General features: G+C 68.2%; 10 protein-coding genes, 2 pseudogenes and 1 riboswitch. Of the genes and pseudogenes, 4 read left to right on the forward strand and 8 right to left on the reverse strand.

The window, feature by feature from the left end; translation table 11 throughout:
* Positions 1 to 258: pseudogene (locus B3I25_RS03500) on the reverse strand (hypothetical protein); the annotation flags it as partial.
* Positions 259 to 479: 221 nt separating this feature from the next.
* Here B3I25_RS03500 and sucC point away from each other — a divergent pair.
* Both sucC and sucD read left to right on the forward strand, forming a co-directional pair.
* Positions 480 to 1,649, forward strand: coding sequence for an ADP-forming succinate--CoA ligase subunit beta (sucC, locus tag B3I25_RS03505; protein WP_064847201.1), 1,170 nt, complete (start codon positions 480 to 482; stop codon positions 1,647 to 1,649).
* 32 nt (positions 1,650 to 1,681) lie between these two features.
* Positions 1,682 to 2,599, forward strand: a complete 918-nt coding sequence (gene sucD, locus B3I25_RS03510) for a succinate--CoA ligase subunit alpha (RefSeq protein WP_064847200.1) — start codon at positions 1,682 to 1,684, stop codon at positions 2,597 to 2,599.
* Between the two features lie 204 nt (positions 2,600 to 2,803).
* Here the strand turns inward: sucD and purU are convergent, their stop codons facing one another.
* The 5 genes from purU to B3I25_RS03535 all read right to left on the reverse strand — a co-directional run bounded on the left by purU (position 2,804) and on the right by B3I25_RS03535 (position 9,714).
* Positions 2,804 to 3,676 carry a formyltetrahydrofolate deformylase gene (purU, locus tag B3I25_RS03515; RefSeq protein WP_193519794.1) on the reverse strand — a complete coding sequence of 291 codons (873 nt, stop codon included), beginning with the start codon at positions 3,674 to 3,676 and terminating at the stop codon, positions 2,804 to 2,806.
* A gap of 680 nt (positions 3,677 to 4,356) precedes the next feature.
* Positions 4,357 to 5,517 carry a VIT1/CCC1 transporter family protein gene (locus B3I25_RS03520; protein WP_193519793.1) on the reverse strand — a complete coding sequence of 387 codons (1,161 nt, stop codon included), beginning with the start codon at positions 5,515 to 5,517 and terminating at the stop codon, positions 4,357 to 4,359.
* A 214-nt stretch (positions 5,518 to 5,731) separates the two neighbouring features.
* Positions 5,732 to 5,863 (reverse strand): benzoate/H(+) symporter BenE family transporter, encoded by a 132-nt coding sequence (locus B3I25_RS03525; protein ID WP_286737821.1) that lies wholly within the window; start codon positions 5,861 to 5,863, stop codon positions 5,732 to 5,734.
* Complete coding sequence (locus tag B3I25_RS03530) at positions 5,860 to 6,468, reverse strand: hypothetical protein (RefSeq protein WP_286737822.1); 609 nt, start codon at positions 6,466 to 6,468, stop codon at positions 5,860 to 5,862. Before B3I25_RS03530 ends, B3I25_RS03525 begins: the two co-directional genes overlap by 4 nt.
* A gap of 252 nt (positions 6,469 to 6,720) precedes the next feature.
* Entirely contained in the window at positions 6,721 to 9,714 is a 2,994-nt protein-coding gene (locus B3I25_RS03535; RefSeq protein ID WP_286737823.1) for a DEAD/DEAH box helicase, read from the reverse strand.
* A gap of 227 nt (positions 9,715 to 9,941) precedes the next feature.
* Here B3I25_RS03535 and B3I25_RS03540 point away from each other — a divergent pair, with 227 nt between their 5' ends.
* A complete protein-coding gene (locus tag B3I25_RS03540) occupies positions 9,942 to 13,022 on the forward strand; it encodes a hypothetical protein (RefSeq protein ID WP_286737824.1) in 3,081 nt (1,026 codons plus the stop codon).
* Between the two features lie 265 nt (positions 13,023 to 13,287).
* Complete coding sequence (locus B3I25_RS03545; RefSeq protein WP_286737825.1) at positions 13,288 to 13,962, forward strand: BCCT family transporter; 675 nt, start codon at positions 13,288 to 13,290, stop codon at positions 13,960 to 13,962.
* A 114-nt stretch (positions 13,963 to 14,076) separates the two neighbouring features.
* Here the strand turns inward: B3I25_RS03545 and B3I25_RS03550 are convergent, their stop codons facing one another.
* Positions 14,077 to 14,355 carry a hypothetical protein gene (locus B3I25_RS03550; RefSeq protein WP_064847194.1) on the reverse strand — a complete coding sequence of 93 codons (279 nt, stop codon included), beginning with the start codon at positions 14,353 to 14,355 and terminating at the stop codon, positions 14,077 to 14,079.
* Positions 14,356 to 14,375: 20 nt separating this feature from the next.
* Positions 14,376 to 14,518, reverse strand: a riboswitch (SAM riboswitch).
* 111 nt (positions 14,519 to 14,629) lie between these two features.
* A pseudogene (locus tag B3I25_RS03555) lies at positions 14,630 to 14,908 on the reverse strand (alpha-mannosyltransferase); the annotation flags it as partial.

Below are 14,908 nucleotides of genomic sequence, written 5' to 3' on the forward strand. Positions count from 1 at the left end.
CGGATCGACCCCGCGGCGCCGGGACCAGGCCACCAGGGCGCGCGCGAGCAGCACCCACAGTGCCCCGAGACCCACCCATTCCACGACCTGCCAGCCCAGGGGATAGAAGGTGGATACCGAACCCGTGAGAGTCAGGATCGTCCCGCTGACCACCAACTCCAGCCCGAGTGCCACGAACGAGAAGGTGGCCAAGGAGGCCATGAACCCCGGGTCCGCCTCGCGGGCGTCCCAGATCTCCGGCAGTCCGATGCGTCGCATGCCCCCAGTCAACCAGCCGCTGCCGTGCGGGCGGGAATCCCGGGCCCGGTCCCGCGGTGTCCGCGGGGGCCGGGTGTGACGCGAATCAAGGGCCCATGGCCTAAAATGCTCGTGAGGGCTCTGTGAGCGCAGTGCTGCGCTGCATCCCCCCACATCAGGTCGCTCCAACCGGGGGTTCCCGGTGCGGAACGACACACCTCGACGCAGAAGGACACTTATCCGTGGACCTGTTTGAGTACCAGGCACGCGACCTGTTCGAGAAGCACGGCGTTCCCGTGCTGGCCGGCATCGTCGCCACTACCCCAGAAGAAGCCAAGGCAGCAGCAGAGAAGATCGGCGGGGTCACCGTCGTCAAGGCACAGGTCAAGGTGGGCGGCCGCGGCAAGGCCGGCGGTGTGAAGGTCGCGAAGTCCGCCGACGAGGCCTACGAGTACGCCCAGCAGATTCTGGGAATGGACATCAAGGGCCACACCGTGCACCGCGTGATGATCGCGCAGGGCGCGGACATCGCCGAGGAATACTACTTCTCCGTCCTGTTGGACCGCGCCAACCGCTCCTACCTGGCCATGTGCTCGGTCGAGGGGGGCATGGAGATCGAGCAGCTCGCCGTGGAGCGCCCGGACGCCCTGGCCCGCGTGGACGTCAACCCCGCGGAGGGCATCACCGAGGCCAAGGCCCGCGAGATCGTGGAGCAGGCCAAGTTCGACGCCGAGACCGCCGAGAAGGTCGTCCCCGTGCTCGTCAAGCTCGGTGAGGTCTACACCAAGGAGGACGCCACCCTGGTGGAGGTCAACCCGCTGGTCAAGACCGGCGACGGCGAGATCCTCGCCCTGGACGGCAAGGTCTCCCTGGACGACAACGCCGAGTTCCGCCACGAGGACCACGCGGCGCTCGCGGACAAGTCCTCCGCGGACCCCCTCGAGGAGAAGGCCAAGGAGAACGACCTCAACTACGTCAAACTCGACGGCGAGGTGGGCATCATCGGCAACGGTGCCGGTCTCGTGATGTCCACCCTGGACGTCGTGGCCTACGCCGGTGAGAAGCACGGCAACGTGAAGCCCGCCAACTTCCTGGACATCGGAGGCGGCGCGTCCGCCGAGGTCATGGCCGCCGGTCTGGACGTGATCCTCAATGACCCGCAGGTCAAGTCCGTGTTCGTCAACGTCTTCGGTGGCATCACCGCGTGCGACGCCGTTGCCAACGGCATCGTGAAGGCGCTGGACATCCTCGGTGACTCCGCCACCAAGCCCATCGTGGTGCGTCTGGACGGCAACAACGTGGAGGAGGGCCGCCAGATCCTGCGCGAGGCCAACCACCCGCTGGTCACCTCCGCGGACACCATGGACTCCGGCGCCGACAAGGCGGCCGAGCTGGCCCACTCCGCCAAGTAATCGCCCACGCGAACAGCTATCAGGAAGAAGACATGTCGATCTTTTTGAACAAGGACTCCAAGGTCATCGTTCAGGGCATCACCGGCGGCGAGGGCACCAAGCACACCGCGCGCATGCTCGCTGCCGGCACGAACGTGCTCGGCGGTGTCAACGCCCGTAAGGCGGGCACCACGGTGAACCACCAGGACAAGGACGGCAACGCCGTCGAACTGCCCGTGTTCGGCAGCGTGAGCGAGGCCGTGCAGGAGACCGGGGCGAACGCGTCGATCGTGTTCGTACCGCCGGCCTTCTGTAAGGACGCCGTGATCGAGGCCATCGACGCCGAGATCCCGCTCGTGGTGGTCATCACAGAGGGCATCCCCGTGCAGGACTCCGCCGAGTTCTGGGCGCACGCCAAGGCGAACACCGGCGCGGACGGCAAGCCAAAGACCCGGATCATCGGCCCCAATTGCCCGGGCATCATCTCCCCCGAGGAGTCGCTGCTGGGGATCACCCCCGCGAACATCACGGGCAAGGGCAAGCTGGGCCTGGTCTCCAAGTCCGGCACGCTGACCTACCAGATGATGTACGAACTGCGGGACCTGGGCTTCACCACGGCCATCGGCATTGGCGGTGACCCGGTCATCGGCACCACGCACATCGACGCCCTCGAGGCCTTCGAGGCGGACCCCGAGACCGAGGCCATCGTGATGATCGGTGAGATCGGCGGCGACGCCGAGGAGCGCGCCGCGGAGTTCATCAAGGCGAACGTGACCAAGCCCGTGGTGGGCTACGTCGCGGGCTTCACCGCTCCCGAGGGCAAGACCATGGGTCACGCCGGCGCCATTGTCTCTGGTTCCTCGGGCACGGCCCAAGCCAAGAAGGAGGCCCTCGAGGCCGCCGGTGTGAAGGTGGGCAAGACCCCGTCGGAGACCGCGCAGCTCATGCGGGAGATCTTCGAGGGCAAGTAAGCCCCTCCCGGCGCTTCGCCGCCGGTGCATCCACGACGACGCCGCTCGCCCACCTCGGTGGAGGAGCGGCGTCGTTCGTCGTGGTGCCGTTCGGACGCGAGTGCCAGCCGGTGAGGGACAGCGGCGCGGTTCGTCGTGGTGAGAGTCGAGCGCCGGCCGGACGGGATGCGGGCGCGCGATGAGGACCGTGAATCGGGTCAGGACTCAGGCCAGGACGATGGTCCGATTGCCGGAGATCACCACGCGACCCTCCGCGTGCCACTTCACGGCGCGGGACAGGGCCTGGGTCTCCGCCTCGGAACCCACCGCCACGAGGTCCTCCGGGGTGTGCGCGTGATCCACCGGGATCACGCGCTGCGCGATGATCGGACCCTCGTCCAGGTCCGGGGTGACATAGTGGGCGGTGGCCCCGACCATCTTGACCCCGCGCTCGTAGGCCTGGTGGTACGGCTTGGCGCCCTTGAAGGAGGGCAGGAACGAGTGGTGGATGTTGATGCACCGACCCGCGAGCTGTTGTGTGAGCTCGTCCGAGAGGATCTGCATGTAGCGGGCCAGCACCACGAGTTCGGTGTCGTAGGACGCGGCGATCTCGAGCAGTTGCGCCTCGGCCTGCGGCTTGGTGTGCCGGGTGACGGGCACGTGGTGGAACGGCACACCGTAGAAGTCCACGAGGGGTTGCAGGTCCGTGTGATTGGACACCACACCCACGATCTCGATGGGCAGTGAGCCCACGCGCGCTCGGTGGAGCAGGTTCACGAGGCAGTGCGAGATCTTGGAGACCATGACGAGCACACGGGTTTTGTGCCGGGCGTCCACCAGACGGAAGCGCATGTCGTGCTTCTCGGCCACCGGGCGGAACCCCTCGATCAGGGACTCAGTGGTCACGGTGCCCGGTTCGTTCATGGTGTGGCAGCGGATGAAGAATTCGTCGTTGTGCCGGTCCGAGAAATGCTTGACGTCGAAGATGTCGCAACCCTGCTCCGTGAGGTTCGACGCCACGGCGCTCACGAGACCGTAGGCCTCGGGGCAGTGGACGGTCAGGACGTGTTCATCGGACGTGGGCTGCTGGGCCGACATGAGGGGATACTCCTGGGATCGCGGAACGGAGCGGCCCCGGAGCACGGGATGTCATCCGTCCGGGGACCGCAGACGATCTTATCGCCCCGGGCTACACAGCGCGCGGGATGGTCCGGATCTCGGAAGGGGCGTTAACGACCGGTGGCCGCGGGAGCGGACGGTAGGAGCCCGTCCGGCGCGGGGAGAGGTGCGCCTCTGTGAGAGAACCCGCAGCCACCGGCAGGCGATAACGCCTCAACGGGATCAAGCCGTGGGCTGAGCGGCTACCGACGCACAGCATCAACCACAGAGCACCCCCCAGTGCATGTGTGGCGATTTCCCTGTGCGAAGTCTCCCGTTGCGGTGGTTCGTAGAACCACGCCCCCAGAATATCGGAATTTCTCAGATGACTCGGAGCCGGTGAAATTTCATGAAGTGTGGTTCGCGCCAATCGGCCCACCGATTTATGCGTGTAAATCAGCCGGAAATTGACCCCTTAAAGCCGCTCTGACCTGCAATAACAGGGTTTTTCGCCTAGTGAGCGAAGGTTAACAAATGCTAATGAGCAAATATCTCAACAATACTCACTGCACTTGTAGGCCGTAGAGGGGACAAGTAATGCCTCCTGATTGTGGACACGCACCACTTTTATGTCGCACAAATCACACTTCTGCCCACGGAGAACAGTCGTCGTTCGGTACTCACGAGACCGTCGTGTTGAATGCGAGCCCCAGAAGGTAGGTGGCGATCGCGGCCCCGTACCCAATCCCGAGCTGCCGTAGTCCCCGCCTGAACGGGGAGGCGCCGGAGAGCAGCCCCACGAAACCGCCCGTGATCAACAACGCGATGCCCACGAGCGCCATTCCCACGGCCATGGCCACTCCGCCGCCCAGGCCGAAGAGGTAGGGCAGGATCGGGATGATCGCCCCGGACGCGAAGAAGCAGAAGCTCGACGCCGCCGCCCCCAGATCGGTGCCCAGGGCCTGGTTGTCGTCCGTGGCGGGAAGCTCCTCGCCCGGTTCCGTGTTGAGCACACGACGCGCCTTCTCGTCTTGGAACGACAGCGATGGATCGCAGTCGCAGTCGAAGTGTCCGAGTCGCTCGGCCGCCCGGTGCTCTGCAGCCTTCTCGCTCATGCCCCGGGCCCGGTAGATCAGTGTGAGCTCGTTGGCGTTCAGGTCCAACGCCGGCGCCACGCGCAGGGTCACCTGGGTGGGTTGGGAGGCGTCCAGCAGTTCCCGCTGGGATCGCACGGAGACGTATTCGCCCGCTCCCATGGACAGGGCACCCGCGAGCAGTCCGGCGATGCCCGAGAACAGCACCAGGGAGCTGGACGTGCCCGTGGCGCCCACGCCCATCACCAGGGCCAGGTTGGACACCAGGCCGTCGTTGGCGCCGAACACGGCGGCCCGGAAGTTGCCGGACAACCGCGTGCGGCCATCGGTTGCGAGCGCGCGGATGATCTCCTCGTGGACGGCCTCGTCCGCCGCCATGGCGTCCGTGGCATCCGGGTCCTCGCGGTACGGGGAGCGGGACTCGGCGCGCTGCAGCAGCGCCAGGACGAAGACGGATCCCACGTGCTTGGCCAAGAACATGAGCAGTTGCGCTTGCAGGGCGGGTCTCGCCGGACGATCGGCGTGGGGTCCGAGCAGACGACGCCAGTGTTCGGCGTGGCGGCCCTCCGCCTCGGCCACGCTCTGCAAGATCTCGGCATGGCGGCCCGAGCTGTGGCGGGCCAGGTGTTCGTACGTGGCGGCCTCGGCGAGTTCGTCCGCGAGGTAGTGACGCCACCTGCGGATCTGGGCGGCAGTGGGTTCCGGTGACTCGGGAACGGTGGAGGAAACGCTGTGGTGCTCGGGCATGTACCCGAATTTTACGCGCGGGTCACCGGCGGTGGTTTCGGGGCTCCGAAGCACCTCGCGCGCCGTCGGCCGTGGATCCCGCCTCGCGCCTGGCTCGCACCTGAACCCGCGCCGAACGCTGTTTGCGCCGCAATACGCTCTGCGCGCCATCGACCGCGGAGCCAGTCAGCCCGCGGAGCCATCCAGCCCGTGGGCCGCTCAGCGTGCCGGGACGCTAGGCGACGGCCGGAGCCACCCGCATCGCGAACGGCAACAGGACCCCCGCGAGCACCCCCGCGGTGATGGGTTTGGGTATGGCGGCCAGGAGTTTGCCGAACAGCCCGGTCGCGCCCAGCACGAGACTCACGAGGGCGGCGACCACGTAGGCGCCCACGGCGTCGGAGAACTCGTAGTTGCCGAGGGTAGCGCGAGCAGGCGGCTCGCGGTGATCTCCGGGGCGGGGAGCGACCCCACGCCCCAGTGGAACTCGTACGGGTCCCCGCACGCCCGGTGACTGCGCATGCCGGCGAGGACGCTGCGCGCGGCCGCCCGCGGCAGGCACGGTCCGCACGTCCACGGCCGTCCAGGGGCGGTGGGATCGTCCCACCCCCACGACCTCAGCCGCTCCGCGGGACACCACGGCCCGGTGAACTCGGCGGGTCCGTGGGTGGCGGCCGCGGAACGGCCCGCAACGCGCTGCAGGGCGCACTGCACCCCGCGGGGTCCCGTGCGCACCCACGCGGCGGGAACGTCCGGGGTGCCCTCCGGTGGGTCGTACTCGACCATGAGGAAGTCGTTCCAGAGCATCCCGGCGATGGCCCTGGTGAGGACGGACTCCAGCCGGGACCATGGACAGACCGGCGGATCGGGGACGGGGGAGGCAACCCGGGCCAGCACAACACCGATCCCGGCGCGCCGCAGTGCCACCTCGGTACTCGGACCGTGGCCGTGCGGCGTCCTGCTGTGTGACATGCTCGAGTGCCTCCCAACACCGTGATCACGCAACACCCACGGATCGGGTCAGGGGTCCGCGCACGCGGTGCGGGTGCGCCGGGGCCAGCGTGATCTGTGCTCACGCTAACCCGCTGACCGTGCCGGGTCGACAGGCCGGGGGGAGTGTGACTTCCACGGAAAGGACCCCGCGCGGTGTTCCCGCGTGCGCCCGAGCTCGACCGTCGGCGTGATCGGGACCGTGCAGGGTACTCAACGGACCCCGGGGTTCGCTCAGACACCAACCAGCGCGCGGATGTCCTCGGCGTCGAGCGTGGCGGAGAAGAACCGTTCATCGTCGAGCACGGCCCCGAACAGGTCCGCCTTGCGGGCCTTGAGGTCCATGACCTTCTCCTCGATTGTGCCCTGCGCGACCATGCGGTAGACCATGACCTTCTTGGTCTGCCCGATCCGGTGGGTGCGGTCCACGGCCTGGTTCTCCGCCGCGGGATTCCACCACGGGTCCAGGAGGTAGCAGTAGTCGGCCTCGGTGAGGTTGATGCCGAAACCGCCGGCCTTGAGGCTCACCAGGAACACGGGGGCGCGGCCGCTGCGGAACTTCTCGAGCGCCTCCGCGCGGTCCCGCGTGCTGCCGTCGAGGTAGCTGTAGGCGATCCCGGCGTCGTCGAGGCGCTGGGCCACGATCTTGAGGAAACTCGTGAACTGGCTGAACACGAGCGGGCGGTGGCCCTCCTGAACGAGCTGGGGCAGCTGGTCGAAGAGGACGTCCAGCTTTGAGGATGGCGCCTTGGACTCCGGGTCCACCAGGACGGGGTCCAGCGCCAACATCCGCAGGGTGGTCAGCGACTGGAAGATGGTGAACCGGTTCTTGTCGAAGTTGCGCAGCAGACCCAGGATCTTGGCGCGCTCACGCTGCAGCCGGCGGTCGTACGCACTGCGGTGTTCGGGGTTCAACCCCACGGGCAGGACGTGCTCGAGCTTGGGTGGCAGCTGCAGGTCCACGTCCGCCTTGGTGCGGCGCAGCATGAACGGGCGCATCCGGGCCCGCAGCCGGGCCAGGGCGTCCGAGTCCATGGCGCGTTCGATGGGACGCTGGTAGTGCTCGGTGAAACGTTTCTTGGACGGGAACAGCCCGGGGGCGGTGAGCGAGAGCAACGACCACAGTTCGGAAAGACTGTTCTCCATGGGGGTGCCGGTGATCGCGAGACACGTGCGTGCCCGCAGATTCTTCACGGCGCGGTAGGCCTTGGTCCGGGGGTTCTTGACGAACTGGGCCTCGTCCATGATCACCCCGGTCCACTCGACCGAACGGTAGGCCTCCGCGTCCAGACGCAGCAGGGCATAGGACGTGAGCACCACATGGGAATGCGCGGCGGCGTCGGCCACGGAGTCCTTGGTGTGGTTGAGCACGGTGATGTCCAAGGAGGGCGCGAAGCGGCGCAGCTCGGCGGACCAGTTGGCCACCACGGAGGTGGGTGCGATCACCAGGTGGGGCGGCAGCTGCGGGTCCCGGTCCGTGGCGCGCAGGATCGCGGCAATGGTCTGCACGGTCTTGCCCAGGCCCATGTCGTCCGCGAGGATCCCGCCCAGTCCGTGGTCCCACAGGAAGCTCAGCCACCGGAAGCCCTCGTACTGGTAGGGGCGCAGGTTGGCCTGTAGGGCCTCGGGGGCCGGGGGAGAGGGGATTTCGTGCAGGTGGGTCAGTGCGCGCACGCCCTCGCGCCACTGCTCGGCCTGGCGGGTGTCCGTGGCGAGGTCCTCAAACTGCTCCCACAGGCTCGCCTGGTAGCGGTTCAACGCGAGCGGCGCGTCCTTGTCCTCCTGCAGGGTGCGAGCCTCGGCGATGAGCGTGCGCAGCCGCGTGAACTCGGGGCGGTCCAGGGAGAAGTAGGAACCGTCCGGCAGCAACATCACGTCCTGGCCGCGGTCGAGCGCTTGAAAGATCTGGGAGAACGGGAGGTAGTGCTCACCGACCCTGATGGTGACACCCAGGCCGAACCAGTCGTGGTGTTCGGTGGGCGCGGTGGACACCGTGATCTCGGTGGGTTCGGTGACCTCGCGGTAGGCGGGACTCCCGCCGGTCTCCACGATGCGCAGGTCGGGGATCTTGCGCAGCAGCGGCAACCACACCCGCAACAGGGTCAGGGCGTCCTGCGCCGCGTACGAACTGCGTTTGAAGTCCAACTCGGGGATCCGGCGGTGCACGGCCTGGACCATGGAGGACTCCCACCGGGACTCGCGGGCCACGGGCTCGTCCCCGAGAGGGTCCAGGGGGCGGAAGGGCAGCCGGATCCGTTCGCGACCCTTCTGGTACTCCCACTCCCACTCCACGCGTTCGGTGAGGTCGTCGTGGTGGATGGTGAGCACGAACTGCGGATCCGCGACCTGGGGCAGCACCAGGGAGTCCTCGCCCGCGATCACGTGCATGCTCTGGTGCAACCGGGGGAAGTAGGTGTCGAAGAACTCCTCCACACCGTCATGCGGGACCGTGAGGGATTCGGCGCGGTCCAGGAACGAGCGCTGCTGCTGATTGAGGCGGGTGCCCAGGGCGACCAGGTGCAACGGGAACTGGTTGAGGTCCTCCGCGGTGTCCAGGGCCGCGGGGGTCGCGTCCGGGTAGAACAGGCCGTGACCTGGCTGGCCGATGATCCGGGTCCAGCGCAGGGGGATCTCGTTCTCGCCCACGATGAGCTGGGGGTGCAGGGCGAGCTCGCCGTGCTCGCCGGGATCCACGCGCACCTCGAACCGGCCGTCGCGATCCACGATCACGGGTGCTCCCGTGCCCTTGGAGACGAGCGGGATCCCGAGCCCCCGGGCGCGCCCCAGGATGGGCCACAACAGGGGAGAGGTGTAGCGCTCCATGTGCAGCTGGTGCCGGTCCGCAGCGTAACTGCCGCGGTGCGACTCGGAGAGCGCTCGCAGCTCCTCGAACCAGTCCAGTTGCTCCGCGCTCAGGTGTCCGGAGCGGGCGTGGGAGGCCAGGTTGCCCCAGTCGATGCCGGTGTGCACCCACCCGTGGCGCTGTCCGCGCAGCACCGGACGGGCCGTGAGACTCAGCGGGGTCTCCCGGGGTGATTCCTGCCACGCTTTCGGTGTGCGGTTCTGCACCCGGGCCAGGTCCAGTTCGAGGGCCACGGTGGGTCCGGATTCCGGGTCCGCCACGACCCTGTCGGGACTCGTGCCGGGCACGATCCGGGAGAGTTCGCTGCGCCAGTCCGGGGCGGCACCCGGACCGCGGGCGTCCGTGAACTGCGCAGCACCATCCATGGCCCCTACCGTACCGCCCGGTGCGGACACGGCCGGGCGCCGGTGGGCGAGGGCCGGGGCAGCGGCGTCGTCGTCGTGCAAACCGGGGGCGCGGTGGGATCGGGCAGTGAACCGCCGACGGGCGGGAACTTATAATCGACAGGGATTGTCGTGTTTCGAGCGCGCCGCACGGCGCAGACGGAGGATTTGTGGCTGACGCTGCCGGTTTCCACACGGGGGACCACGCAATGGCATCCGGACCCCGGGAAGTCGAGTACCTGCGCTGGAACGACGCCGTGGCGCGGGCATTCTTCGGCCCCAGGAGGGCCGGGGAACTGGTCCACCTGGACCTGGACGAGAAGATGCTCGAACAGATCGGCTCGGAATTCGGCCTGGACGGCCCGGCCACGCTGCGTGCGCTTGCCGACTCCGTGACGCCGCTGCTCGTGACGGACGGCTCCCGCCGGTCCGTGTTCGACGCGTTCAACAAGCTCACCGAGGCGTGGTACCGGACGTCCCGGCGCCAGCTCGAGGACCTCACCAGGATTGGCCCGCCGCCCATCGTGGCGCTGTTGGCCCTGTTCGCCCTGGCCGGGCGGCACATGTCCGCGCTCGCGGCGCGCACGGGCAAGAAGTCCGTGTCCACGTTCTACCTGCCGCTCGCGGTGTTGCTGCAAGCGGGCCAGGACAACGTCAAGGCGCTCGAGACCTCGGTGCGCAAGGACTCCGAGACCTACTGGGACGCGCTGCGCTATTGGCTCGAGGCCTTCGACGGCCAACTCGGGTTGCCGTCCGCGTACGCCGTGAACCACCGTCCCGTGGGCCTCGCTCTGTCCCAGACCCTGTTCGGCCCGTCCGAGCTGCGGCAACTGCACCAGATGTTCGAGGACCTCGAACTGACCACGGCGCAGGGGATGAGCGCGGCGGAGCTCGGGATCTACATCGACTTCTGGCTCGACATCGCGGACACCGATGTGTCCAAGAGCCTGCGCAGCATCTGGACCAACCCCCTCACGCGCGATCCCGCGTTGCAGGTCGCGCTCGCCCAGTTGGACGCGTGGGAGTCCGCCCCGGACGACGCCGCCGCGGCCGCCGCCCGCGGCACGCGGCACCTGGGCTCGCGCAGCCCCGGGTTGTCCCTCACGGACGGCACGGACTACGTGGGCAACCCCATCTACGAACTCGGTTTCGTGGTGCCCAAGCGGCTGGTGCCCGGTCGGGAGGTGGATCTCGCGACCACGGTCGGCCCGCGCACCATGTTCCTGTCCTACATCGGGGACGCGTTCCTGGGGATCTCCGCGTACAACGCCCGCATGACGAGTGACACGCTGCTGTCCGGGCAGCTGCAGATCACCGCGGGGGAGCTCACCCTCACGCGTAATCCACGGCCCGTGGTGGTCTTCGCCAAGGACGCGTACTCGGACACGTTCATCTCCGTGGACCACGTCCCCGCGGCGTGGCCGTGCCGGATCATGGTGCGCAATCAACCTGAATGGGTGGATCAGATCCGCGCGATCCTGGACGACTCGGCCTCTCCCGACTACCGCGTGGTGGGCCCGGGGGAGAACGGGGTCTGCGAGGGCTGGGTGCTGTTCGACGACGTCCAGGTGCTGCGTGCCGGTGACCCCGCGCTGACCGTCAACGACAACTTCTCGGCCCTTGTACCCCGCCTGGTCCCCGCAATCACCCTGTCCGGCGGGCTGCGGATCCCCGGGGACGTGGACCGGTTCTCGGCCCTGCGGCCCCCGCAGTTGACCGTCACGTCCGACAGCGACGACCCCCTGTCCGTGGAGTGCGAGTGGCGTAACCCGCACTCGTTCAAGCTCATGAGCACCAAGCTCACCGCACCCCGGGTGCCACCGTTCCAGGTGAGCCTGGGCGGTACGGAACTGGCCCGCGAGGACGGCCACCTCAAGCCCAACGACTACACGCTAGTGCTGCGTTCCGGGCGCACCGTGAAGCAGCGCCTCGAGTTCCGCGTGCGGGACAGTTCCTACTACATCACTCAACGTTCCCTGGGCTACGACGGTGAGATGGTCCACGTCGCGGAGGAACCGTTGTGGCCCGTCACCGCGGTAACGCGGGACGAGATCCCGGATGAGTACGTCCAGGGCTCGTTCGACAACATGGACCCCCACGAGGCCGCCGTGGACGAGGTCCCCGTGCCCGAGGTCGCCGGGTGGGAGTCCGCCGAGGGGCAGATGTTCCCCGAGCGCAGCAACGAGCTGCCCGAGGCCCCGGACGTGTCCTGCATGGTCACGGGCAAGCACAAAGTGATCCTGCCCCCCATGGATCCCAAGGCCAAGGCGCCGTGGGTGTTCGGGCGCTGCAAGTTCTGCGGGCTCACCAAGCGCTACCCCGGCCGGCTCACCAAGCTCTCGGCGGTGGGTCAGACGGGTTCGGTCGAGGCACTGCAGTTCATCGGCCCGGACGAGGGCGAGTACCCGGGGTCCTGGGCGCCGTTCAAGGACATCCTCACGTTCTTGGGTGGCGGCAAGCGGTCGAGCCTGTCCATCGTGGCGCGCCAGCTCGAGGACTCCGAGCGCTTCGAGGAATGGTTCGTGGGTCACCTGCAGGCCCTCGGTTTCCTGGAGGTGATCCGGGACGAGAACTGGACGGTGCGCCGCTGGCAGGTGTGCTCCCCGGCCCTGACCCAGCTCGTGGACGGCTCCATCCTGCTCACGGGCGGGTGGAAGACCGACCAAGAGGACGCCGTGACGCAGGCGGTCGGGGCCCAGGGTGGTGAGGTCGTGGTGCTGTCCCCGGAGGACCACGCGACCACCATGCTCCAGGATGTGGACCTAGACGCGCTGAGCAAGCTGCTGCCCGAGGGGCTGTGCGACGTGGTCTACGACGCCGGGCCCGTCATGCTCGACACCCTGCCCCCGTTGTCCTCGGTCGTCGCCGGGCTGCCCCTGAAGGAGATGCAGTACAACGGGGTCGCGGAACGCTTCGTGCCCGCGGACGCCACGTGGGAGGCCACGGACGACCGCAACCAGGCGGGGCTGTACCGGATCAACCACCACCACAAGACGCGCTACGCCTACCGCACCGCGGAGGACGTGGTCTCGGGTCACGCCCGTCCCGTGTCCTCGGGGCTCGGCAAGCACCTCGCGGCGCGGGACACCGGCACGGCGTTGGTCAGCTACGATCCCGAGCTGCGGTTGCTCTCCGTGCCCATCGGTGCCGCCCTGCCGGGGCTGTACGGGCGCGCCACGGTGCTGTGCTCGGGGCTGCTGCCCACGCTCGTGGACGAGGACTTCTCCCTGAACTACGGGGACGTCTCCGAGGAGTTCGCGAGCGCCCTCGTGGCCAAGCTGCTGGGCTGACAGTGCCGCCCCGGGCGAACGGGGGTGTGCTCGTGGGGCCGCGCGGCTGCATTCGGCTGCTGCGCGGCCCTCCCCTAAAGTGAGGTGGCGTGCCATGACTAACGGCTGGTAGTAAGGCGCCTCAACCCCGGGTCGTCCGACGTCCGACCCGCATCCCCGACGTGACCACACACGATTCCTCGTCCATCCGTCACCCACGCCCGGGCTCGTCGCCCGTCGCGGATCCGCCCGCCCTGTCCGGGCCCCTCGCTCTGCGCCACCCCGGTTGCCCGTCAACTGGCGGGTCTTCGTGGCCGCGGCAACCCTGCTTGTCTCGCTGTCCGCCTGGGCCACGGAGGCACCCGAGCACGCCGACGCCGTGATCGGCGGCGTGGTCGCGTGGGTCGCCTCCCGGCTGGGGTGGTTCTACATCCTCACGGCCGCTCTCGCGATCGTGTTCGTGATCCTGGTCGCGGACAGCAGGCACGGCACGATCAAGATGGGCCCGGACCATGCGAAACCCCAGTTCAACCTGTTCACGGGGTGGGCCATGTACGCCCTGATGGGCATGGCATTCGGCTACTTCGCCTACCGCTTCGGCATGCCGCTGAGCATCCGCTCCGCTCTCTACCCCCTGATCGGGTGCCGGATCCACGGTGCCGCCGGCGACGCCGTGGACACCGCGGCGCTGCTGGGGACCATCTTGGGCGTGGACAAGGGCATCCGGCGGCTTTCCGAGCTGAACATCATCCTGGCGATCGGGCTCATGCTGTACGTGCTCATCACCGGGCGCACGGCGTTCCTGCTGGATGCAATCGTCAAGGGCGTGAGCGGATTGCGCGTGGCAGACGCCTCGGTGATGCCCGAGCTCGTGACGGTGAACCCGAACATCACGGTCTTCATGAGCGGTGAACGCGCCGCCGAGCTGATCGCCCAGGACCGGGACACGACCGCCCACTGAGAACCGGGCGGGAGCGCAGAGAAGCGCTCGACACACGCGTGTGGCCCGGATCCGTTCGGACCCGGGCCGCACCGTTCGTGGAGTTCGCGGTCGCGGTGACCGTGTGCGCGTGGACTACGCGGGCATCGGCTCCAGCTTGTAGAAGGACACCCCGCCGGTCACCCGGGAGGCCCCGGGGACCAGGAGTCGGCTGTACTTGGCGCACCACTGGCCGCGCCCCCGTGTGTGCTGTGCGGCGAGTGCGACCTCACGGGCGTCGTCCGCGAAGTACTCGTGCTCGTGACCGTCCGATCCCGTGATGGACACCACGTGCCGGGCGGGGTCCGCCTGAACGGTGACGTCCACCCACTGTTCGCGGGTGTCGGGGTGGGATTTCTGGGTTGTCGTGTTCATGTTGTCGGGCCTCTGATTTTTCCGGTCGCTTGCCGGAACCACACGTGTGGCCCCGGCCGCTTCGTCATCCAATCCACCCCTGAACCGAGGGTTGGCGTACGCCGAGTTGGAGCTCTGGGCGCGCGGTGACGTCCTTGTCGTTGCGCGGGCGCATCTCGTGAAGCTGCTTCGAGCCTATCCGTGGATTCGGGGGACCAGCCAGGCGCGGACCGAGAATGTCATCAAAACTTAATCAAGCTTCTGTTGAGTAACATCTGGCACCCGGCGGCGGTTCTCATGGGGTGCGCAGGTCGCTGCGGCGCGTGCCGCGCATCCGGGAGGTGACCGTGCGAGCGCGCTCGTAGTGGCCCAGCAACTGCTCGCACACAGCACCCCACGTGCGCTCCTGCACGCACTGGTGGGCGGTGCGCGCGAAGGCGAGGCGTTTGGCGTCGTCGCCCGCGAGGTCCCGGACGCGCTCGCGCAACCCGGCCAGGTCACCCGGGGCGTAGAGCCACCCGTTACGCGAGGAGTCCACGAGGTCCAGGGGGCCGCCGCGGCCCACGGCCACCAC

This window comes from Kocuria sp. UBA1838 (genome assembly GCF_002338785.1).
In the GTDB taxonomy this organism is placed as follows: Bacteria; Actinomycetota; Actinomycetes; order Actinomycetales; family Micrococcaceae; genus Kocuria; species Kocuria marina.

Bases quoted from the DNA above. Each gene is read 5' to 3' on its own strand.
- sucD (WP_064847200.1), top strand. From the start codon at position 1,682: ATGTCGATCTTTTTGAACAAGGACTCCAAGGTCATCGTTCAGGGCATC.
- purU (WP_193519794.1), bottom strand. From the start codon at position 3,676: ATGTCGGCCCAGCAGCCCACGTCCGATGAACACGTCCTGACCGTCCAC.
- B3I25_RS03520 (WP_193519793.1), bottom strand. From the start codon at position 5,517: ATGCCCGAGCACCACAGCGTTTCCTCCACCGTTCCCGAGTCACCGGAA.
- B3I25_RS03530 (WP_286737822.1), bottom strand. From the start codon at position 6,468: ATGTCACACAGCAGGACGCCGCACGGCCACGGTCCGAGTACCGAGGTG.
- B3I25_RS03535 (WP_286737823.1), bottom strand. From the start codon at position 9,714: ATGGATGGTGCTGCGCAGTTCACGGACGCCCGCGGTCCGGGTGCCGCC.
- B3I25_RS03540 (WP_286737824.1), top strand. From the start codon at position 9,942: ATGGCATCCGGACCCCGGGAAGTCGAGTACCTGCGCTGGAACGACGCC.
- B3I25_RS03550 (WP_064847194.1), bottom strand. From the start codon at position 14,355: ATGAACACGACAACCCAGAAATCCCACCCCGACACCCGCGAACAGTGG.